The sequence below is a fragment of the Geobacillus sp. LYN3 genome (assembly GCF_003064505.1).
GTDB classification, from domain to species: Bacteria; Bacillota; Bacilli; order Bacillales; family Anoxybacillaceae; genus Parageobacillus_B; species Parageobacillus_B toebii.
The window spans coordinates 943747-959388 of the sequence record NZ_QCWL01000001.1 but is presented as its reverse complement, the minus strand read 5'-3'; the positions used below and the strand labels follow the sequence as shown (position 1 = coordinate 959388).

Sequence of the window (15642 nt, the reverse complement as noted above, 5' to 3'; positions counted from 1 at the left end):
CACGCCGCCAGCGTTCGTCCTGAGCCAGGATCAAACTCTCCAAAAAGAAAGTTGATTGGCTTATTTAATTCGGCACTGACACCGAAGGTGTCAAGCCGCCTTCGCTTTTCGTATTGTCTAGCTTCGGCTCCTAGCCCCTCGGGCCGCTTCGGTCTCGCTGTGGCGGCAACAGCCTCCTCGCGAGCCCTCCAGCGCCTGCCGGGGCTAATCAGTCGCCTTCGCTTTTCGTTGTGGACGCTTCGTTTTGTTCAGTTTTCAAAGAACATTTGTTTTCTTAAAGCGACTTTTTTATATTAACACTTTCATTTTTTATTGTCAAGTGTTTTTTTGCTAACATCATTTCGCAACTTTCTTGGTTGCGACGACGTTTCATAATATATCATCACTTTTTTAACAAGTCAATAACATTTTTGTATTTTTTTTAGGAAATAAACTCCATGAAGACCTCTCCCACCTTCACTCCATGAAGAGATGGGAGTTTTTTATCGCCTCCATCGACAAAGCTTCTGCATAGAAGAAGGCAATCTCCTTCCACCTACATTGGAAGCCTTCTCGATAGATTCTGTAAGCAACGTCGACACCACACCGATGGGGCGTGCGAACCGTTCTACTACTTCTTGCTTACACAAGTAGATATTTTTAGGAATTAAAAAACTCCCGATCCCTCACCTTCCTTTACTTCAAGAGGAAAGGAGAATTCACGGGAAAATGTTACAAACAGAATTGCTATATTCTAAAAAATAAAAGCTCAGCCCGAACAAACAGACAAAATAAAATCGCAGGTGCGATAAAACAAAAATTCTACTACTGTTCTTTATTTTGCAATGAATAGTAACGATGATATATATGGCGACTTTTTGTTGGCACTTCTTCTACAAACAAGACCTTTTTCTCTACTAAATATTCCAGCATGATGATAAGATCTACGGAATACGATGAAAGCTCTGGATGCTGCATAATTTCCGCAATGCTCCATGCTCCCTCTTTTTCCCTTAAAACTTTAAACAAATGGGCAGCTCCTGATGGGATTCGCGAATGGATTAAAAATTCACTTGCCAAAAATAAAAGCTCCAGCCGTTTCTGCAACGGCTCCTCACTGCTGACAAGTTCTTCATACAACTTATAAATTTGCGCATCCATTTGTTTTATTTGGTTCCATACAGTGACTTCGGGATAAAATCCTTGTTCGATGACAGCTAATCGCGCTAGATGATGCAATGCATGAATAACATGATTATACGCATCCAACAGTTGATCTGCCTCAAAAAATGCCTTTCCGTCCATATATCTGCGAATTAATTTGGCAAATTCTATTCCCATTTTTAATTGCCGCATCTCTTCCGGGAATTCTTTCATACGATTTCGGAGCTGATATATATAATCATTACGGTCAAATAAAATTTTCCCATAGAATATCCAATCAATAATCTTTCGATGGGAACCAAGAAGAAGCCATTCATTTAATTTTGTTTCATCGACCACATATAACGCCGCTTTTTCTTCTCCTGATACATAATGTTTCACAAATATAGGCGGGGCCATATTAGTAGTAACTACCAATAAAACGATATGAAAGGTGTCTGTCACAGCAGAATTGTTCGCTTTCTTTTCAATCATCAAAATCCCTAATGTATTACGATGACTGGCCCATTCTTGGTAGATGGGACGAATTAAATCCTCCATTATCGTTTCCTCCATCTCCTTCATGATGTCATGGTTATTCGACAAAAAAACAAAAAATCCTCTTTGTCGTTTCTAAACTTCCCGAAGATAGCGACACATTTTTCACCACTTTATGATATAGTGTTATGTATAGGAGGGACAATAAATGGGTATCAAATATTCGAGCAAAATCAACAAAATTCGCACATTTGCCTTGAGCTTAATTTTTGTCGGCTTTATTGTTATGTATATAGGGATATTTTTCCGTACATCTCCTTTTGTTATGACACTGTTTATGATTTTAGGCCTTCTTTTCATCATCGCAAGCACCGTTGTTTATTTTTGGATTGGAACATTATCAACAAGAGCAGTGAAAGTCGTATGTCCATCTTGTGGCAAAATAACAAAAATGCTTGGCAAGGTAGATTTATGTATGTTTTGCAATGAGCCGTTGACATTAGATCCAGAGTTAGAAGGAAAAGAGTTTGACGAAAAATATAACCGAAAAAAGAGAAAAAGCTGATAGCATTCCCACCCCGCTATCAGCTTTTTAATGTTGTTGGCGTGTCTTTTCTTGACAGTCAGGACATGTTCCGTAAATTTCCATACGGTGATGATCTACTTTAAACCCTGTTATATGAGCAGCAAGCTCTTCTACCTCATCTAATGCTGGATAGTGAAAATCGACAATCTTGCCACATTGTTCGCAAATAACGTGGTAATGATTGGATGTAACAAAATCAAAGCGGCTTGATGCATCACCATATGTTAACTCTTTCACTAATCCGACCTCTTTAAAAACGCGCAAATTGTTATAGACGGTTGCTACGCTCATGTTTGGAAATTTTCCTTCCAGCGCTTTATATATTTCATCTGCTGTCGGATGTGACATCGAATTAATTAAATATTCCAATATCGCATGACGTTGCGGAGTGATGCGTATTCCCGTCTGCTTTAACGTATCAAGCGCTTCTTTTAACTGCTGATTATCAGACACCGTCATGCACCTCGCTTCCTTTATAAAAATTATTATTTTATAATTTTTATAATTAGTCTACAAGTATTTTATGCTATTTGTCAATATTCGTATCATTAATATATGAACTTACCACATTTTTTAGCAAAAAAAATGTGCGGAAGGTTGTTCCGCACCAATATCGCTCTTTCATTCATTTGAGGAGGTTACTATCCATCGTACGTATTATCGGCTTTTTCGCATGGACTTTTACCTAGATATAAGGAAAATTACGTTAAATTTTCTAAAATATATTCTAACGCTTCTTCTACATGTCCTTTTACTTTAACTCCTCTCCATTCCTTTACCAATCTTCCGTCCCGATCAATCACAAACGTCGAGCGCTCGATCCCCATATATTCTTTCCCAAAATTTTTCTTTAACTTCCAAACACCATACATTTCTGCTACTTTATGTTCTTCATCGGAGAGCAATAAAAAAGGCAATTGATATTTCTCAATAAATTTTTTATGGCGCTCTACAGAATCCGTACTTACTCCTAAAATAACTGTATTTGTCTCTGTAAACTTTTCATAATGATCGCGAAAATCACACGCTTCTGTCGTACATCCTGGCGTCATATCTTTCGGATAAAAATATAATACGACATGTTTCCCGCGAAAATCAGAAAGGGAAACTATTTCCCCATTGCTTGCCGGCAATGTGAAATCCGGTGCTAGTTGCCCGATTTGCAAAGACATCGTTTTCCCTCCACTGTCTTATTCTTTCGTTTTTAGGGTAGCGAAAGATACAATAAATTGCAACGATTACCGCTCATCCCAGTCAAGCATTGTTCGAGCAACAAGTACAGCAGGCATAATATAACCCAATAAAGCTTCAATGATGGCAATCCATCTTCCAATCCCCTTTGGTGTAACATCTCCATATCCAACTGACAATAACGTCATCCCGCTTAAATAAAGACTATCTTGAAGTATAGAAAAACATTCATTAGCCGTTCTATTCGCAGACGGGGTAAACACGTGATGCCCATTCATCTGAAGCACCATATATATAAGCGCGAAACCTAACATCATCGTGATGTACCATTGAATAAGAACAAATAAATTTTCTAAGGAAATACGACGGGTCGTTTTTATACTTGTCGTCCAAATAGACGCAATGCTTGCAAGCAACACCGTCGCTACAATTCCAATGAACGCATACTCCATCGCTCTCACCTCGTACTTGTCCATAACCATATATATGAAAACAGAAAGTCGATTATTCATATATAAGTGGATTCGATATAATAAAACCTAGAAAGAGAATGAAAGGGAGAAAACAAATGCATACGATTTTGATTGTCGAAGATGATGTTAAAATCGCCTTCATGCTTAAGGAGCATATTGAAAAATATGAATATCGCGCACATATTGCAGAACAGTTTGACGATATTAAAAAGGAGTTTATAAAGTATCATCCTCATCTTGTACTGCTCGACATTAATCTGCCTCGATTTGACGGTTTTTATTGGTGTCGGCAAATCCGCACGATTTCCCTTTGCCCCATTATTTTTATCTCCGCACGCAGTCATGAAATGAACCAAATTATGGCCATTGAAAACGGTGGGGATGATTATATTACCAAGCCATTTAATTTAGATCTAGTCATGGCAAAAATCAAAAGTTTACTGCGGCGAACATACGGTCCTTACGCCGCTCCTGCAGAGCCCCATGTATATGAAGTATCAGGATTGTACCTGTTATATGATCGACATATGGTTCAATGGAAAGAGAAAACGATCGAGCTTACAAAAAAGGAGTTTACTTTATTAGAACGATTGGCGAAAAAATCTGGAAAAATTGTATCTCGCGAAGAACTACTCGAGTCATTGTGGGATGATACGGAATTTGTCGACGATAATACACTATCCGTCAATATTACACGCGTTCGCAAAAAACTGCAGCAAATTGGAATCGAACAGGCAATTGAAACGGTTCGCGGTGTCGGTTATAAATTGGTCGAGACATGGAGGGATTCATAATGAAATTGTTTTTGCGCGAGCATATCCCGCTGACCGTCTTTCATCTTCTTCATGCTGTACTTTTGTTATCGATTGTGTATTTATATATGCTCGAACAATCTTTCCATCCATCTTTTGGCATGTTTGTTTATCTTTTTGTTATCAGCCTTGTGTGCATCGTGATGTTTTTAACATGGCGTTATTGGCGTCAATCCCATGCATATCGTTTTTTATCGTCCAACTTGCGGCAGTTAGACATGAGCACTCACCCTTTTAGCGGGTCTCCGTTACTGCATGCTTTTCAAAAACTCCTCCACTCGCAGTATCGTTATTACACAAAAGAACTGCAAGCATTGCATAAAGAAATGGACGATGCATCATTATTTATGAACCAATGGGTACATCAGATGAAAACACCGGTTTCTGTCATGGATTTACTTTTGCAAAACTTTGACATTCAAGACCAATTCGACCGAGAATTTGTGAATAGCATGCGCGAAGAACTCGAACGACTGCAACATGGATTGGAGCTGGCCCTGTATTCGGAACGAATAAAACGTTTTTCTCATGATTTTCATGTAAAGCGGCTGCCGCTAAAAACAATGGTCAACCATGTCATTCAACATTACAAACGCTCTTTTATTCGCAATCGCATTCACCCCATCGTGGAAATTCCCGAAACAATTTTCGTAGAAACGGATCAAAAATGGTTTCAGTTCGCTCTTAGCCAAATCGTCATCAATGCCATCAAATATTCAAAAAACGTCAGCAACCAAATCGTGCTTTCTGCTGTTCAACGTGAAAACGAAGTGTTTTTGTCCGTTCAAGATTTTGGAGTCGGCATTCCAAAACAAGATATCGGACGCGTATTTGAACCTTTTTTCACTGGTATGAATGGGCGTAGGTTTCGCGAATCCACTGGAATGGGGTTATACCTTGTCAAACAAATTGTTGACCATCTTGGCCACGGAATTACCATTTCTGCTGAAGAAGGAAAAGGAACAACCGTCACGATCACTTTTTACAATGTGACAAAAATGTAAGAAAACAAGCAGACATTGTAAGAAAAATCGATATGTTCACATGTTCTCCCTCCGTATAATCGACAGTAGAAGAACATAAGGGAGGATTTTTTTATGACGATCCTGCAAGCAAACTCGATTACGAAAATATATCGTTCTAGCCAATCGGCCGCGCACCGGGCGTTAGATAATTTCAGTTTATCGATTGAAAAAGGGGAATTTGTTGGAGTCATGGGGCCATCCGGAAGCGGAAAAACAACCTTACTTAATATTTTGGCAACCATCGACCAGCCGACTACGGGAGAAGTGTTGGTAGAGGGGAAAAATCTATCGCAGCTTTCGAAAAAAGAGCTTGCTTTGTTTCGCAGACGAAAACTCGGCTTTGTATTCCAAGACTTCAACTTGCTAGACACGTTAACCATCGGAGAAAATATCATTCTTCCACTCACATTGGACAAAATTCCCGTTAAAGAAATGGAACAACGATTGCAAACAGTGGCTTCCACTTTAGGTATTGAAGGGATTCTCGATAAGCGGACATATGAGGTCTCAGGCGGACAGCAGCAGCGCGCTGCAATTGCACGGGCGATTATTCATGAACCGCTGCTCATTTTTGCCGATGAGCCGACCGGGAATCTGGACTCGAAATCTTCAAAAGATGTGATGGAAACATTAACAGCATTGCATCAGGAAAAGAACGTTTCCATCATGATGGTTACGCATGATCCTTTTGCAGCGAGCTATTGTGAGCGCATTATTTTCATCAAAGACGGCAAATGGTTCACAGAGATACGCAGAGGACATAACCGTCAGGCGTTTTTTCAAGATATTCTGGACATGCTGTCACTATTAGGAGGGAACGTCAATGACATTTCGACAATTCGCCCTTCATAATGTGAGACGTAACTTTAGCCGATATGCCGCCTACTTTTTGAGCAGCACTTTCGCCGTCACTGTCTTTTTTATGTACGCTGCATTTATTTTTCATCCTGATGTAGTGAATGGAACGATTCGTCCCTCAGTAAGAAGAGGAATCTTTGCCGCTGAGGTCATCGTCTTTCTTTTTTCTGTATTTTTCATTTTTTATTCGACAAGCTCGTTTTTAAAATTGCGTAAAAAAGATTTTGGCTTGCTGACGTTGCTCGGTATTACGCGCGGCCAGCTGAATAAATTAATCATAATCGAAAACTCAATTATCGCCCTTCTTTCGATTGCAACAGGAATGGTGTTTGGCGCCTTATTGACAAAAATCTTTTTCATGATGTTTTCTGTTATGTTAGACTTGCCATCACCGCTATCTTACTATATTGCTTGGAAAGCGGTCGCTTCTACCGCCATCGTGTTTCTGGTAACATTTGAGGCAATTACGATCATGACGCTCATCACGATCCGTTCTTCACAAATTGTTGAGTTGTTAACAGCAGCGAAAAAGCCAAAAAAACCGCCTGTCTACTCGCTCTGGCTTTCGCTGCTTGCGGTTATCTGTCTGGCGATTGGATACTATTTAGCCTATACCTCCAACATCATGCAAGCGGGAAAACGCGTCCTGCCAATTTTACTGCTCGTCATTATTGGAACGTACTTTCTATATACGCAAGCGAGCATCGGGCTTTTGCGATACTATAAAAAGCAAAAGCACTCCTATTATCGCGGCACAAACTTAATTACCACCGCGGAACTGACATATAAACTGAAAGATAACGCAAGAATTTTAAGCATGGTGACTATTCTAACGGCGGTGACCTTTACTTCTACCGGGGTGCTTGCCAACCTTTATTTTGGCAAAAAAGCAGAAGCACGGTTCCCGCATGCGATTGCCCTTATATCAAAAAAAGAACCGAAAGCCTTTGAAAACAAATTGCAAATACTGAAAAATGCTTTGCGTGATGAGCGTATTCCTTTCAAAGGTCATAAAGCTGCTTTCATCCGGGCATATAATCCGAAGAAACCTAAGGATTATGCAATGCAAAACCTTGTTCTTATGCGTGTAACAGATTACAATCGATTCGCGGATTTGGCTGGTCAGCCGCATATATCGCTGCCAGCAAATACAGCAGCGTATATGCATCCTACACCTGATAAAGGCTACGAGCCAATTCAAGGAAAACAAATTACGCTTGCCACCCAGCATAACGATAAAACGATAACCGTTTCATTGACAAAACCGATTGATCAACCGATAATCAATCCTTCTGCATTCATCGGATACATGCTAGTCGTCCCTGATCATGTCTTTGCGACAGTACGTCACTTTGCTGCGAAAGAAGCGATTCAATATTACTTCGGCGCATCATACCAAAATTGGGAAAAAGAAACTTCCATCATCAAGAAGTTAAACCGCTCCTTAAAAACAGATGACGTCGATTTTATTAATCGTTTCGAATTTTTTAATGAGATGAAGAAAATCTTTTCCTTAACGCTATTCATCGGCTTTTTCGTCAGTGCTCTCTTCTTTCTGGCAGCCGATAGCATTTTGTATTTTAAGCTGTATAACGATTGGGAACAGGATAGCAAGCAATACGAAGCGCTATCCAAACTCGGTTTGACATGGAAAGAAATGAAGCAAATTGCGGCAAAGCAAGTAGCGATTCTCTTTTTCATTCCGTTTGTCGTTGCCACCGTCCATGCCGGCTTTGCCTTTAAAATGCTGCAAAACATGGTGTCCGGTTCTGTCGTGAAAACAAGCGCGCTTGTCATTATCATCTTTTTCGTTGTTCAACTTTGTTACTATTTCTTGATTCGTTCGCTTTACACGAAAAAGGTGGGGCAAGTAATGTAATTAAATGCGGCCTTTTTCCGGTACATAAATCGGAGAAAAAGGCCGCAGAATATATCCGCCTATACACAGTGCTTAACTTAATAACAAACTATACTAAATTCCAATGATCGAAAGAACGTATGTCCATACTCCCACAAACAACAGCAGGATCAAGCTATAATAAATCGTCATTTTAAACAAGTTAGATTCTCTTCCAGTTTCTTGCACTGCAGCAGTTGCAATGGCAATTGATTGCGGAGAGATGAGTTTTCCCATCACTCCCCCGCTAGTATTGGCAGCAAGCAATAACGAAGAGCTTGTCCCTATTTGAGCCCCTGTAACCACTTGTAAATGGCCAAATAAAGCATTGTTGCTTACGACAGATCCTGTAATAAACACACCGAGCCATCCTAATAACGGGGAAACGAACGGAAATACATCCCCTGTCTTCGCTAATGCCAAACCAATCGTAGAGGATAAACCCGCATAGTTGGCTAAGTTGGCAAACCCCATGATAAAACAAATAGTCAATACAGGAATCGAAAGTTCTTTACATGTTTCTTTTAAACTTTGTATTCCCTCAGCGAACGTAATATTTTTGCTGAACATCACTGTCAACAGCACCGCTAATAAAATCGCTGTACCTGTTGCGGATACAAGATCCAGCTTGAATATTGCATCTAATGCCGTCTGTGCCGGTGCCACCGGAGGAGTTTTTACGACTTCTCCATGCAAAAATGGCACTTTAAACAAAAGCGTAGTTTTATGAAGCGCTCCACCTTCAGCAAACAGTGCTTTAAAACCCGGCAGACTCCAGATAATAACGATTAACGTTAAAATATAAAAAGGAGACCACGCACTGATGATTTCTTTCAAGCTGTATTTAGATTTTTCTACAGCTTCTTCATCCTGATTTACTCGATATATATGTGACGGCTGCCATTTTCTTAAGAAAATAGTTAATGCCCCCATACTGACAAGCGCCGCTAAAATGTTGGCCAATTCCGGACCGAGCACAATGATTGTCAATGTCTGTACAATGGTATAACTTCCGCTTACGACTAAAAGAGCTGGCAGTGTTTCTTTAACGCCTTTCCATTTATCTAAAATAAACACTAATAAGAACGGAATGAGAAACGTGATAAATGGCAAAATCCAAGCAAGTGTACGAGATAACTCAATCGGAGTTAAATCTCCCATTTGTGCTCCGACAATAACCGGAATCCCAATCGCTCCAAACGCGCCAGATGCAGCATTGGCAATTAAACAAAGAGCGGCGGCTTTTAATGGATGAAATCCTAATTCCGAAAGTAAAGCAGCCGAAATGGCAATCGGAACGCCGAATCCCGCAGCACCTTCTAAAAATGCGTTAAAACTAAAACCGATGAGCAAGAGTTGAAGCCGCTGATCCTCAGAAATGTTTGCGATACTCCCACGGATAATATCAAACTTCCCTGTTTTAACAGCAATTTTATATAGCCAGACAGCCATGATCACAATATAGCCAATAGGCCATAAACCGTTCGCGATTCCATAGATGGAAGCAGCAATCGCCTTTGAAACCGGCATATGAAAAAACAAAACAGCTGTCACTAAACCGAAACAAAGAGCGAGAAAAGCAGCTTTTACTCCCTTCATCCTAAACACCGTTAAACATAATAAAAATAAAACAATTGGAAGCGCCGCAATGAGTGCAGAAAGATACGTATTATCGAAAGGATTGTAATGTTGTATCCACATGATGCTCACCTTGTTATTATTCTAAGTCAGTATTTTATTACTTTACATCATCAAAATAACGTGAAAGAATGTCTTTTAATACAGTTGCGCTATGATGAAATTGCTGTTGTTCTGTTTCATTTAACTTCAATTCCATTACCTCGCGAATACCGTTTCGGTTGATAATAGCAGGTACACCAATATAAACGTTTTGCTCATTATATTGACCATCTAGATAAGCAGAAACGGTTAAAATAGCATTTTCATTGTGCAAAATAGCACGTGTAATGCGGACGAGTCCCATCGCAATGCCGTAATAAGTTGCGCCTTTTTTCTCAATAACTTGATATGCCGCATCACGAACATTGACGAAGATATTTTCTAAATCCTCTTTTCTATAGCGATCGTTTTGCGACAATATTTGTTCGATTGGAACACTTCCAATTTCCGCATGGCTCCAAACAGGCAATTCTGTATCCCCATGCTCTCCGATAATATACGCGTGTACATTAGTCGGAGCTACTTGAAAGTATTCGCTTAGCAAAAAGCGGAATCTTGCCGTATCCAGAATCGTTCCCGAGCCAATCACTCGTTCTTTCGGCAACCCGCTAAATTTCCAAGTGGCATACGTTAAAATATCTACTGGATTCGTCGCGACAAGAAAGATTCCATCAAAACCTGATTTCATGACAGAATCGACAATCGTTTTAAAGATATTCATGTTTTTGTCAACGAGATCGAGTCTTGTTTCCCCTGGCTTTTGGTTAGCACCTGCACAAATTACCACCAAATCGGCATCTTGACAATCTTGATAATCTCCATGCCATATATTCATTGGCTTCGGCGCAAATACTTTTCCGTGATTTAAGTCCATCACGTCGCCCTCCGCCTTCTCTTTATTCACATCAATCAACACTAATTCATCCGCGATTCCTTGATTCATAAGGGCAAATGCATAGCTGGCCCCAACGAATCCTGTTCCTATAAGTGCCACTCGATTCATGCATTGTCTTTTCATAGTAGTCTGTCATCCTTTCCCAAAATTAGTTTGTGAAATTATTCACAAATATATTGTACATTGTTTCACAAACTTTATCAAGTATCAACTAGTAAGAGAAATTTGTCTTTTTTGTTAACATTTTGGCCGCACAACAGTATTTTTGTATCACTACATTCAGTTCCTGCAAGCAATCCAATAAACGAAAAAAAATGGTCTGTATATACTCATTTTCATAAAAAATAAGAGGGCAACCCCTTTAAGGAATTTTTACTTCCTTTCGGATTCTCCCTCTTTTTAATTCCCTGCACCTCGATATCGTTTTACCCCTGCGTTCCACAAAAACACGGCAATCGTAAAAAAGATGATTCCCATGACTGGAGTAAAAAACGCATATCCGTACCATTCTTTTTTGCCGAGAAAATAAGACGCCGGATACACGCCAACGAACGCAAACGGCAGAATCCACGTTAAAATATAGCGGATGACGCGATGATAAATATCAATTGGATAGCGCCCGTAGTTGCTGATGTTGTACATCATCGGCATGATGGATGTACGAGCATCTGCCCAAAAACTAATAGTCGCTAATGATACAAATACTCCCGCGTAAATAAGCGCTCCACCTAGTACAAGCAAAATAAACACAAAAACATCATACCAATGCAGCGAAAGATGCAAGCGTGCACCCGCATACGCCATAATGATTATGCCTGTTACTCCACCAAGAAGCGACTCTAACTCCATGCGCTCAAGAATAATTTGAAATAAGCTGTGCACTGGGCGTGTCAATACACGGTCCATTTCTCCGCGCACAATATAACGCTCATTAAAATCCCATAAGTTAAAAAATGCCCCGAACACCGCATATGGCACTAAAAAAAAGCCGTAAATAAATAAAATTTCATCACGCGTCCAGCCGTGCAGCAGCGGCGTATGCCCAAATACAACGAGAAGAAACACAAGATTGACCGCCTGCGACATCAAATCAGAGATAAACTCGACAAGCAAATCAGCGCGATATTGCAGCTTTGTTTTCATATATTGCGCCATATATTGAAAAAAGATCGATACGTAAAACACGACTCACCCTCCTTGAATGACAAGCTGTTTTTTCGCCGCTCGCCACAATAGCTGAATCGGGATGAGCAACAGCACGCACCATGCAAACTGAAACAAAAGGCCGCGGATGATTTCTTGCCCTTGAAAGCTTTCTGTCACAATCATGCTTGGAATATAGCTAATTCCTTGAAATGGAAAGTATTTCATTGCCGCTTGCGCCCAATCCGGATAAAAGCTGATTGGCAAAATAAGTCCGGAAAACAAGTCGACCACAAACCGCTTTGCACGCAATAACCCTTCATTGTTAAGGGTAAAAAACGTGACAATGCCTGCAAGCAAATTCAACTCCGAATTAATAATAAAACTAAACATAATCGACAATGCGAAAAACATCCATGTATGAACATCGGTTGGAAAACGGAGAGGCAAAAATAAAGCGACAAAAAAAATTCCCGGAAGCGAAAGAAACAACAAACGAAAGATTCCTTCCCCTAATCCTTGCATCGTTTTCATTCCAAGATAACTGTAAGGACGAATAAGCTCTGTTGCCACTCTTCCTTCTCTAATCTCCATGGCGATTTCACGGTCGATATTATTAAAATAAAACGCCCGCGCCATCCATGAAATGGCAACATACGTTGTCATTTGCTCCATCGACATGCCTTGCATCGCCGATTTGCCGCCATAAATCGCCGACCAAAGAAAATAGTACGCCGCGATGTTAATAGCATAAATGAGAATACCTGTGTAATAATTCGTCCGGTAAGCAAGCATCATTAAAAAGCGGATGCGAATCATTTCGATATATTTATCCATGCACAACACCTTCTTCATAGATGTTGCGGATAATTTCTTCCGTAGAAATTTCATTAATGTTCATATCTTGAATCGAATAGCGGGAAACAACGCGGCTAATGACTTCAGGCAGAAGCGATGGCGCTATATTTGCTGTCCAGACGTTTGCTTGCTCCCCTTTTTTCCATGTTACTTGCAAACCATCGGTCAATTCCTTTAAAGCATCTAACGTAATTTCGCTTGCGAACGTAAATTGAATTTGTTTCCCTTCTCCCCAATTCTCTTTTAGCTTTTGCAGTGAGCCATCGTAAATGATTTTTCCTTCATCCAACATAATGACGCGTTCGCATAACGCTTCGATGTCGGAAATATCATGGGTCGTTAATAAAATGGTTGTGTTGTATTTCTCATTAATTTCTTTTAAAAACTGACGGATTTTCAGTTTTACAAGCACATCCAAGCCAATCGTCGGTTCATCTAAAAATAAAAGCGGCGGGTTATGAATAAGCGCAGCGGCCAGCTCACAGCGCATCCGCTGTCCAAGCGACAGCTTGCGAACCGGCTTGTCCAACAGAGGACCGATATCGAGCGTTTCAATGACATGTTCCATATGTTCTTTGTAGTCTTGATCCGATACACGGTACACTTTTTTCAACAGTCGAAATGACTCTTGGACGGCGATATCCCACCAAAGTTGGGAGCGCTGCCCGAACACAACGCCGATGGTTCGAACGAACGCTTCCCTCTCTTTATGCGGATTCATGCCGTTGACGAGCACTTTACCGGATGTCGGCGTCAAAATTCCCGTCAGCATTTTAATCGTTGTCGATTTCCCCGCACCATTTTCCCCAATATAGCCGACCATTTCACCTTGCTCTACAGTAAACGAAATGTCGTTGACAGCGCGAATGATTTTATAATTTCGTGTAAATAAATCGCGAAACGCTCCGAATAAGCCAGAGCGACTTGAATACGATTTAAATTCTTTTCTTAAGTTTTCTACTTCAATGACGTTCATGTTACACTCCCTCCACATAGGCAATAGTTTATCTGAAGTCACATCCCGAAACAAATGGTATGCTTTATGTTAAAATAAAAATCGGCAATGAAATAATAGGAGGATTTGAACGATGCAATTTACGAAATCAGAACAGCTTTATCAAGAAGCATTGCAGCATATCGTCGGCGGCGTCAACAGCCCGTCCCGCTCATATAAAGCGGTCGGCGGCGGAGCGCCGGTCGTCATGGAACGCGCGCAAGGCGCTTATTTTTGGGACGTTGACGGCAATAAATATATCGACTATTTGGCGGCATACGGACCAATTATAGCTGGCCATGCCCATCCACACATTACAAAAGCGATTCAGCGCGCCGCAGAAACTGGCGTCCTTTACGGCACACCCACGCCGCATGAAATTACCTTTGCAAAAATGTTAAAAGAAGCGATTCCGTCTTTAGAAAAAGTGCGTTTTGTCAATTCAGGAACGGAAGCGGTCATGACCACGATTCGCGTGGCGCGCGCTTATACGGGCCGTGATAAAATTGTCAAATTTGCCGGCTGTTATCACGGACATTCCGATCTTGTCCTTGTCGCTGCCGGCTCCGGTCCATCAACGTTAGGAACTCCAGATTCCGCAGGTGTGCCAAAAAGCATCGCCCAAGAAGTAATCACTGTGCCGTACAACGATGTCGACTCGTTTAAACAAGCGATGGACGTATGGGGAGACCAAGTTGCCGCTGTGCTTGTGGAACCAATCGTCGGAAACTTCGGGATCGTTACACCAAAACCAGGCTTTTTAGAGGCAATCAATGAAATTGCCCATCAAGCGGGAGCCCTCGTCATTTACGATGAAGTGATTACCGCATTCCGCTTTATGTACGGCGGGGCGCAAAATTTATTAGGGATCGAACCGGATTTAACCGCGCTTGGAAAAATTATTGGCGGCGGTCTGCCAATCGGTGCATATGGTGGCCGCCAAGACATTATGGAACAAGTCGCGCCGCTCGGTCCGGCATACCAAGCAGGAACGATGGCAGGAAACCCAGCGTCGATTCTTGCCGGTATCGCCTGTCTTGAAGTGCTCAAGCAAGACGGCGTGTACGAATATCTTGACAAGCTCGGCGCGATGCTGGAAGAAGGCATACTTCTTCACGCAAACAAATACGGCATTCCTATAACAATCAATCGTTTGAAAGGTGCATTCACCGTCTACTTCACAACAGAAAAAGTCGAAAACTATGAACAAGCCCAACGAAGCGATGGAGAAATGTTTGCGAAGTTCTTTAAGCTTATGTTAAAGCAAGGCATCAACCTCGCTCCTTCCAAATATGAAGCATGGTTTGTTACGCTTGCTCATACCGAAGAAGACGTGGAATATACGCTCAAAGCGGTGGAAAATGCATTTAAACAATTAAAAAATGAATAATCATGCAATAATCCCAGGAGGAATCCCCTCCTGGGATTATTGTTAAGTTGTTGAAAACGTTTGCAAAAAACATAAAATATGATGAATATAATTATCCAAGAAAATGAATAAATAATTGATTTGGATATGCAATCATGATATTATAGGTTGTGAACTACCCCCACTTAATTTCTAGCGAAAATTTGAAGTGGGGGCTTCCAAAGAAGTTTGACTGCTTCAA

15 protein-coding genes are annotated in these 15642 nt (G+C 40.9%); 6 read left to right on the top strand and 9 right to left on the bottom strand.

Annotated features, from left to right (window positions below; all coding sequences use genetic code 11):
- Window positions 1-804: 804 nt before the first annotated feature.
- Complete coding sequence (locus tag DCC82_RS04930) at window positions 805-1683, bottom strand: nucleotidyltransferase-like protein (protein ID WP_012749222.1); 879 nt, start codon at window positions 1681-1683, stop codon at window positions 805-807.
- A 145-nt stretch (window positions 1684-1828) separates the two neighbouring features.
- Here DCC82_RS04930 and DCC82_RS04925 point away from each other — a divergent pair, with 145 nt between their 5' ends.
- Entirely contained in the window at window positions 1829-2185 is a 357-nt protein-coding gene (locus tag DCC82_RS04925; protein ID WP_012749220.1) for a YgzB family protein, read from the top strand.
- Between the two features lie 27 nt (window positions 2186-2212).
- On the opposite strand, the gene perR is transcribed toward DCC82_RS04925, so the two are convergent.
- The 3 genes from perR to DCC82_RS04910 all read right to left on the bottom strand — a co-directional run bounded on the left by perR (window position 2213) and on the right by DCC82_RS04910 (window position 3849).
- Window positions 2213-2665 carry a peroxide-responsive transcriptional repressor PerR gene (gene perR / locus DCC82_RS04920; RefSeq protein ID WP_012749219.1) on the bottom strand — a complete coding sequence of 151 codons (453 nt, stop codon included), beginning with the start codon at window positions 2663-2665 and terminating at the stop codon, window positions 2213-2215.
- A 242-nt stretch (window positions 2666-2907) separates the two neighbouring features.
- Window positions 2908-3378, bottom strand: a complete 471-nt coding sequence (bcp, locus tag DCC82_RS04915) for a thioredoxin-dependent thiol peroxidase (RefSeq protein ID WP_012749218.1) — start codon at window positions 3376-3378, stop codon at window positions 2908-2910.
- A gap of 66 nt (window positions 3379-3444) precedes the next feature.
- Window positions 3445-3849, bottom strand: a complete 405-nt coding sequence (locus tag DCC82_RS04910; RefSeq protein ID WP_012749217.1) for a potassium channel family protein — start codon at window positions 3847-3849, stop codon at window positions 3445-3447.
- Window positions 3850-3965: 116 nt separating this feature from the next.
- Here DCC82_RS04910 and DCC82_RS04905 point away from each other — a divergent pair, with 116 nt between their 5' ends.
- The 4 genes from DCC82_RS04905 (at window position 3966) to DCC82_RS04890 (ending at window position 8444) form a co-directional block, all read left to right on the top strand.
- Entirely contained in the window at window positions 3966-4664 is a 699-nt protein-coding gene (locus DCC82_RS04905) for a response regulator transcription factor (protein WP_012749216.1), read from the top strand.
- The gene (locus tag DCC82_RS04900; protein WP_012749215.1) at window positions 4664-5686 is read left to right on the top strand and encodes a sensor histidine kinase; all 1023 of its coding nucleotides are present in this window, start codon (window positions 4664-4666) and stop codon (window positions 5684-5686) included. The genes DCC82_RS04905 and DCC82_RS04900 overlap by 1 nt, the downstream gene beginning before the upstream one ends.
- A gap of 93 nt (window positions 5687-5779) precedes the next feature.
- Window positions 5780-6559 carry an ABC transporter ATP-binding protein gene (locus tag DCC82_RS04895; protein WP_012749214.1) on the top strand — a complete coding sequence of 260 codons (780 nt, stop codon included), beginning with the start codon at window positions 5780-5782 and terminating at the stop codon, window positions 6557-6559.
- Entirely contained in the window at window positions 6531-8444 is a 1914-nt protein-coding gene (locus DCC82_RS04890; RefSeq protein ID WP_108430264.1) for an FtsX-like permease family protein, read from the top strand. Before DCC82_RS04895 ends, DCC82_RS04890 begins: the two co-directional genes overlap by 29 nt.
- A 93-nt stretch (window positions 8445-8537) precedes the next feature.
- Here the strand turns inward: DCC82_RS04890 and DCC82_RS04885 are convergent, their stop codons facing one another.
- The 5 genes from DCC82_RS04885 to DCC82_RS04865 all read right to left on the bottom strand — a co-directional run bounded on the left by DCC82_RS04885 (window position 8538) and on the right by DCC82_RS04865 (window position 14014).
- The gene (locus DCC82_RS04885) at window positions 8538-10163 is read right to left on the bottom strand and encodes an L-lactate permease (protein ID WP_108430263.1); all 1626 of its coding nucleotides are present in this window, start codon (window positions 10161-10163) and stop codon (window positions 8538-8540) included.
- Window positions 10164-10200: 37 nt separating this feature from the next.
- The gene (locus DCC82_RS04880) at window positions 10201-11160 is read right to left on the bottom strand and encodes an L-lactate dehydrogenase (RefSeq protein WP_062754797.1); all 960 of its coding nucleotides are present in this window, start codon (window positions 11158-11160) and stop codon (window positions 10201-10203) included.
- A gap of 276 nt (window positions 11161-11436) precedes the next feature.
- Window positions 11437-12222 (bottom strand): ABC transporter permease, encoded by a 786-nt coding sequence (locus DCC82_RS04875; RefSeq protein WP_108430262.1) that lies wholly within the window; start codon window positions 12220-12222, stop codon window positions 11437-11439.
- A gap of 3 nt (window positions 12223-12225) precedes the next feature.
- Window positions 12226-13017 (bottom strand): ABC transporter permease, encoded by a 792-nt coding sequence (locus DCC82_RS04870; protein ID WP_012749210.1) that lies wholly within the window; start codon window positions 13015-13017, stop codon window positions 12226-12228.
- Window positions 13010-14014 (bottom strand): ABC transporter ATP-binding protein, encoded by a 1005-nt coding sequence (locus DCC82_RS04865; protein WP_012749209.1) that lies wholly within the window; start codon window positions 14012-14014, stop codon window positions 13010-13012. Before DCC82_RS04865 ends, DCC82_RS04870 begins: the two co-directional genes overlap by 8 nt.
- Before the next feature lie 112 nt (window positions 14015-14126).
- On the opposite strand from DCC82_RS04865, the gene DCC82_RS04860 reads away from it, so the two are divergent.
- Entirely contained in the window at window positions 14127-15422 is a 1296-nt protein-coding gene (locus DCC82_RS04860) for a glutamate-1-semialdehyde 2,1-aminomutase (protein WP_012749208.1), read from the top strand.
- The last annotated feature ends 220 nt before the right edge of the window (window positions 15423-15642 follow it).

What these genes read in the sequence shown, in the direction of transcription:
- DCC82_RS04890 (WP_108430264.1), top strand. Translation starts at nt 6,531, where the DNA reads ATGACATTTCGACAATTCGCCCTTCATAATGTGAGACGTAACTTTAGC.
- DCC82_RS04895 (WP_012749214.1), top strand. Translation starts at nt 5,780, where the DNA reads ATGACGATCCTGCAAGCAAACTCGATTACGAAAATATATCGTTCTAGC.
- DCC82_RS04905 (WP_012749216.1), top strand. Translation starts at nt 3,966, where the DNA reads ATGCATACGATTTTGATTGTCGAAGATGATGTTAAAATCGCCTTCATG.
- DCC82_RS04930 (WP_012749222.1), bottom strand. Translation starts at nt 1,683, where the DNA reads ATGGAGGATTTAATTCGTCCCATCTACCAAGAATGGGCCAGTCATCGT.
- bcp (WP_012749218.1), bottom strand. Translation starts at nt 3,378, where the DNA reads ATGTCTTTGCAAATCGGGCAACTAGCACCGGATTTCACATTGCCGGCA.
- DCC82_RS04910 (WP_012749217.1), bottom strand. Translation starts at nt 3,849, where the DNA reads ATGGAGTATGCGTTCATTGGAATTGTAGCGACGGTGTTGCTTGCAAGC.
- DCC82_RS04925 (WP_012749220.1), top strand. Translation starts at nt 1,829, where the DNA reads ATGGGTATCAAATATTCGAGCAAAATCAACAAAATTCGCACATTTGCC.
- perR (WP_012749219.1), bottom strand. Translation starts at nt 2,665, where the DNA reads ATGACGGTGTCTGATAATCAGCAGTTAAAAGAAGCGCTTGATACGTTA.
- DCC82_RS04860 (WP_012749208.1), top strand. Translation starts at nt 14,127, where the DNA reads ATGCAATTTACGAAATCAGAACAGCTTTATCAAGAAGCATTGCAGCAT.
- DCC82_RS04880 (WP_062754797.1), bottom strand. Translation starts at nt 11,160, where the DNA reads ATGAAAAGACAATGCATGAATCGAGTGGCACTTATAGGAACAGGATTC.
- DCC82_RS04865 (WP_012749209.1), bottom strand. Translation starts at nt 14,014, where the DNA reads ATGAACGTCATTGAAGTAGAAAACTTAAGAAAAGAATTTAAATCGTAT.
- DCC82_RS04885 (WP_108430263.1), bottom strand. Translation starts at nt 10,163, where the DNA reads ATGTGGATACAACATTACAATCCTTTCGATAATACGTATCTTTCTGCA.
- DCC82_RS04870 (WP_012749210.1), bottom strand. Translation starts at nt 13,017, where the DNA reads ATGGATAAATATATCGAAATGATTCGCATCCGCTTTTTAATGATGCTT.
- DCC82_RS04900 (WP_012749215.1), top strand. Translation starts at nt 4,664, where the DNA reads ATGAAATTGTTTTTGCGCGAGCATATCCCGCTGACCGTCTTTCATCTT.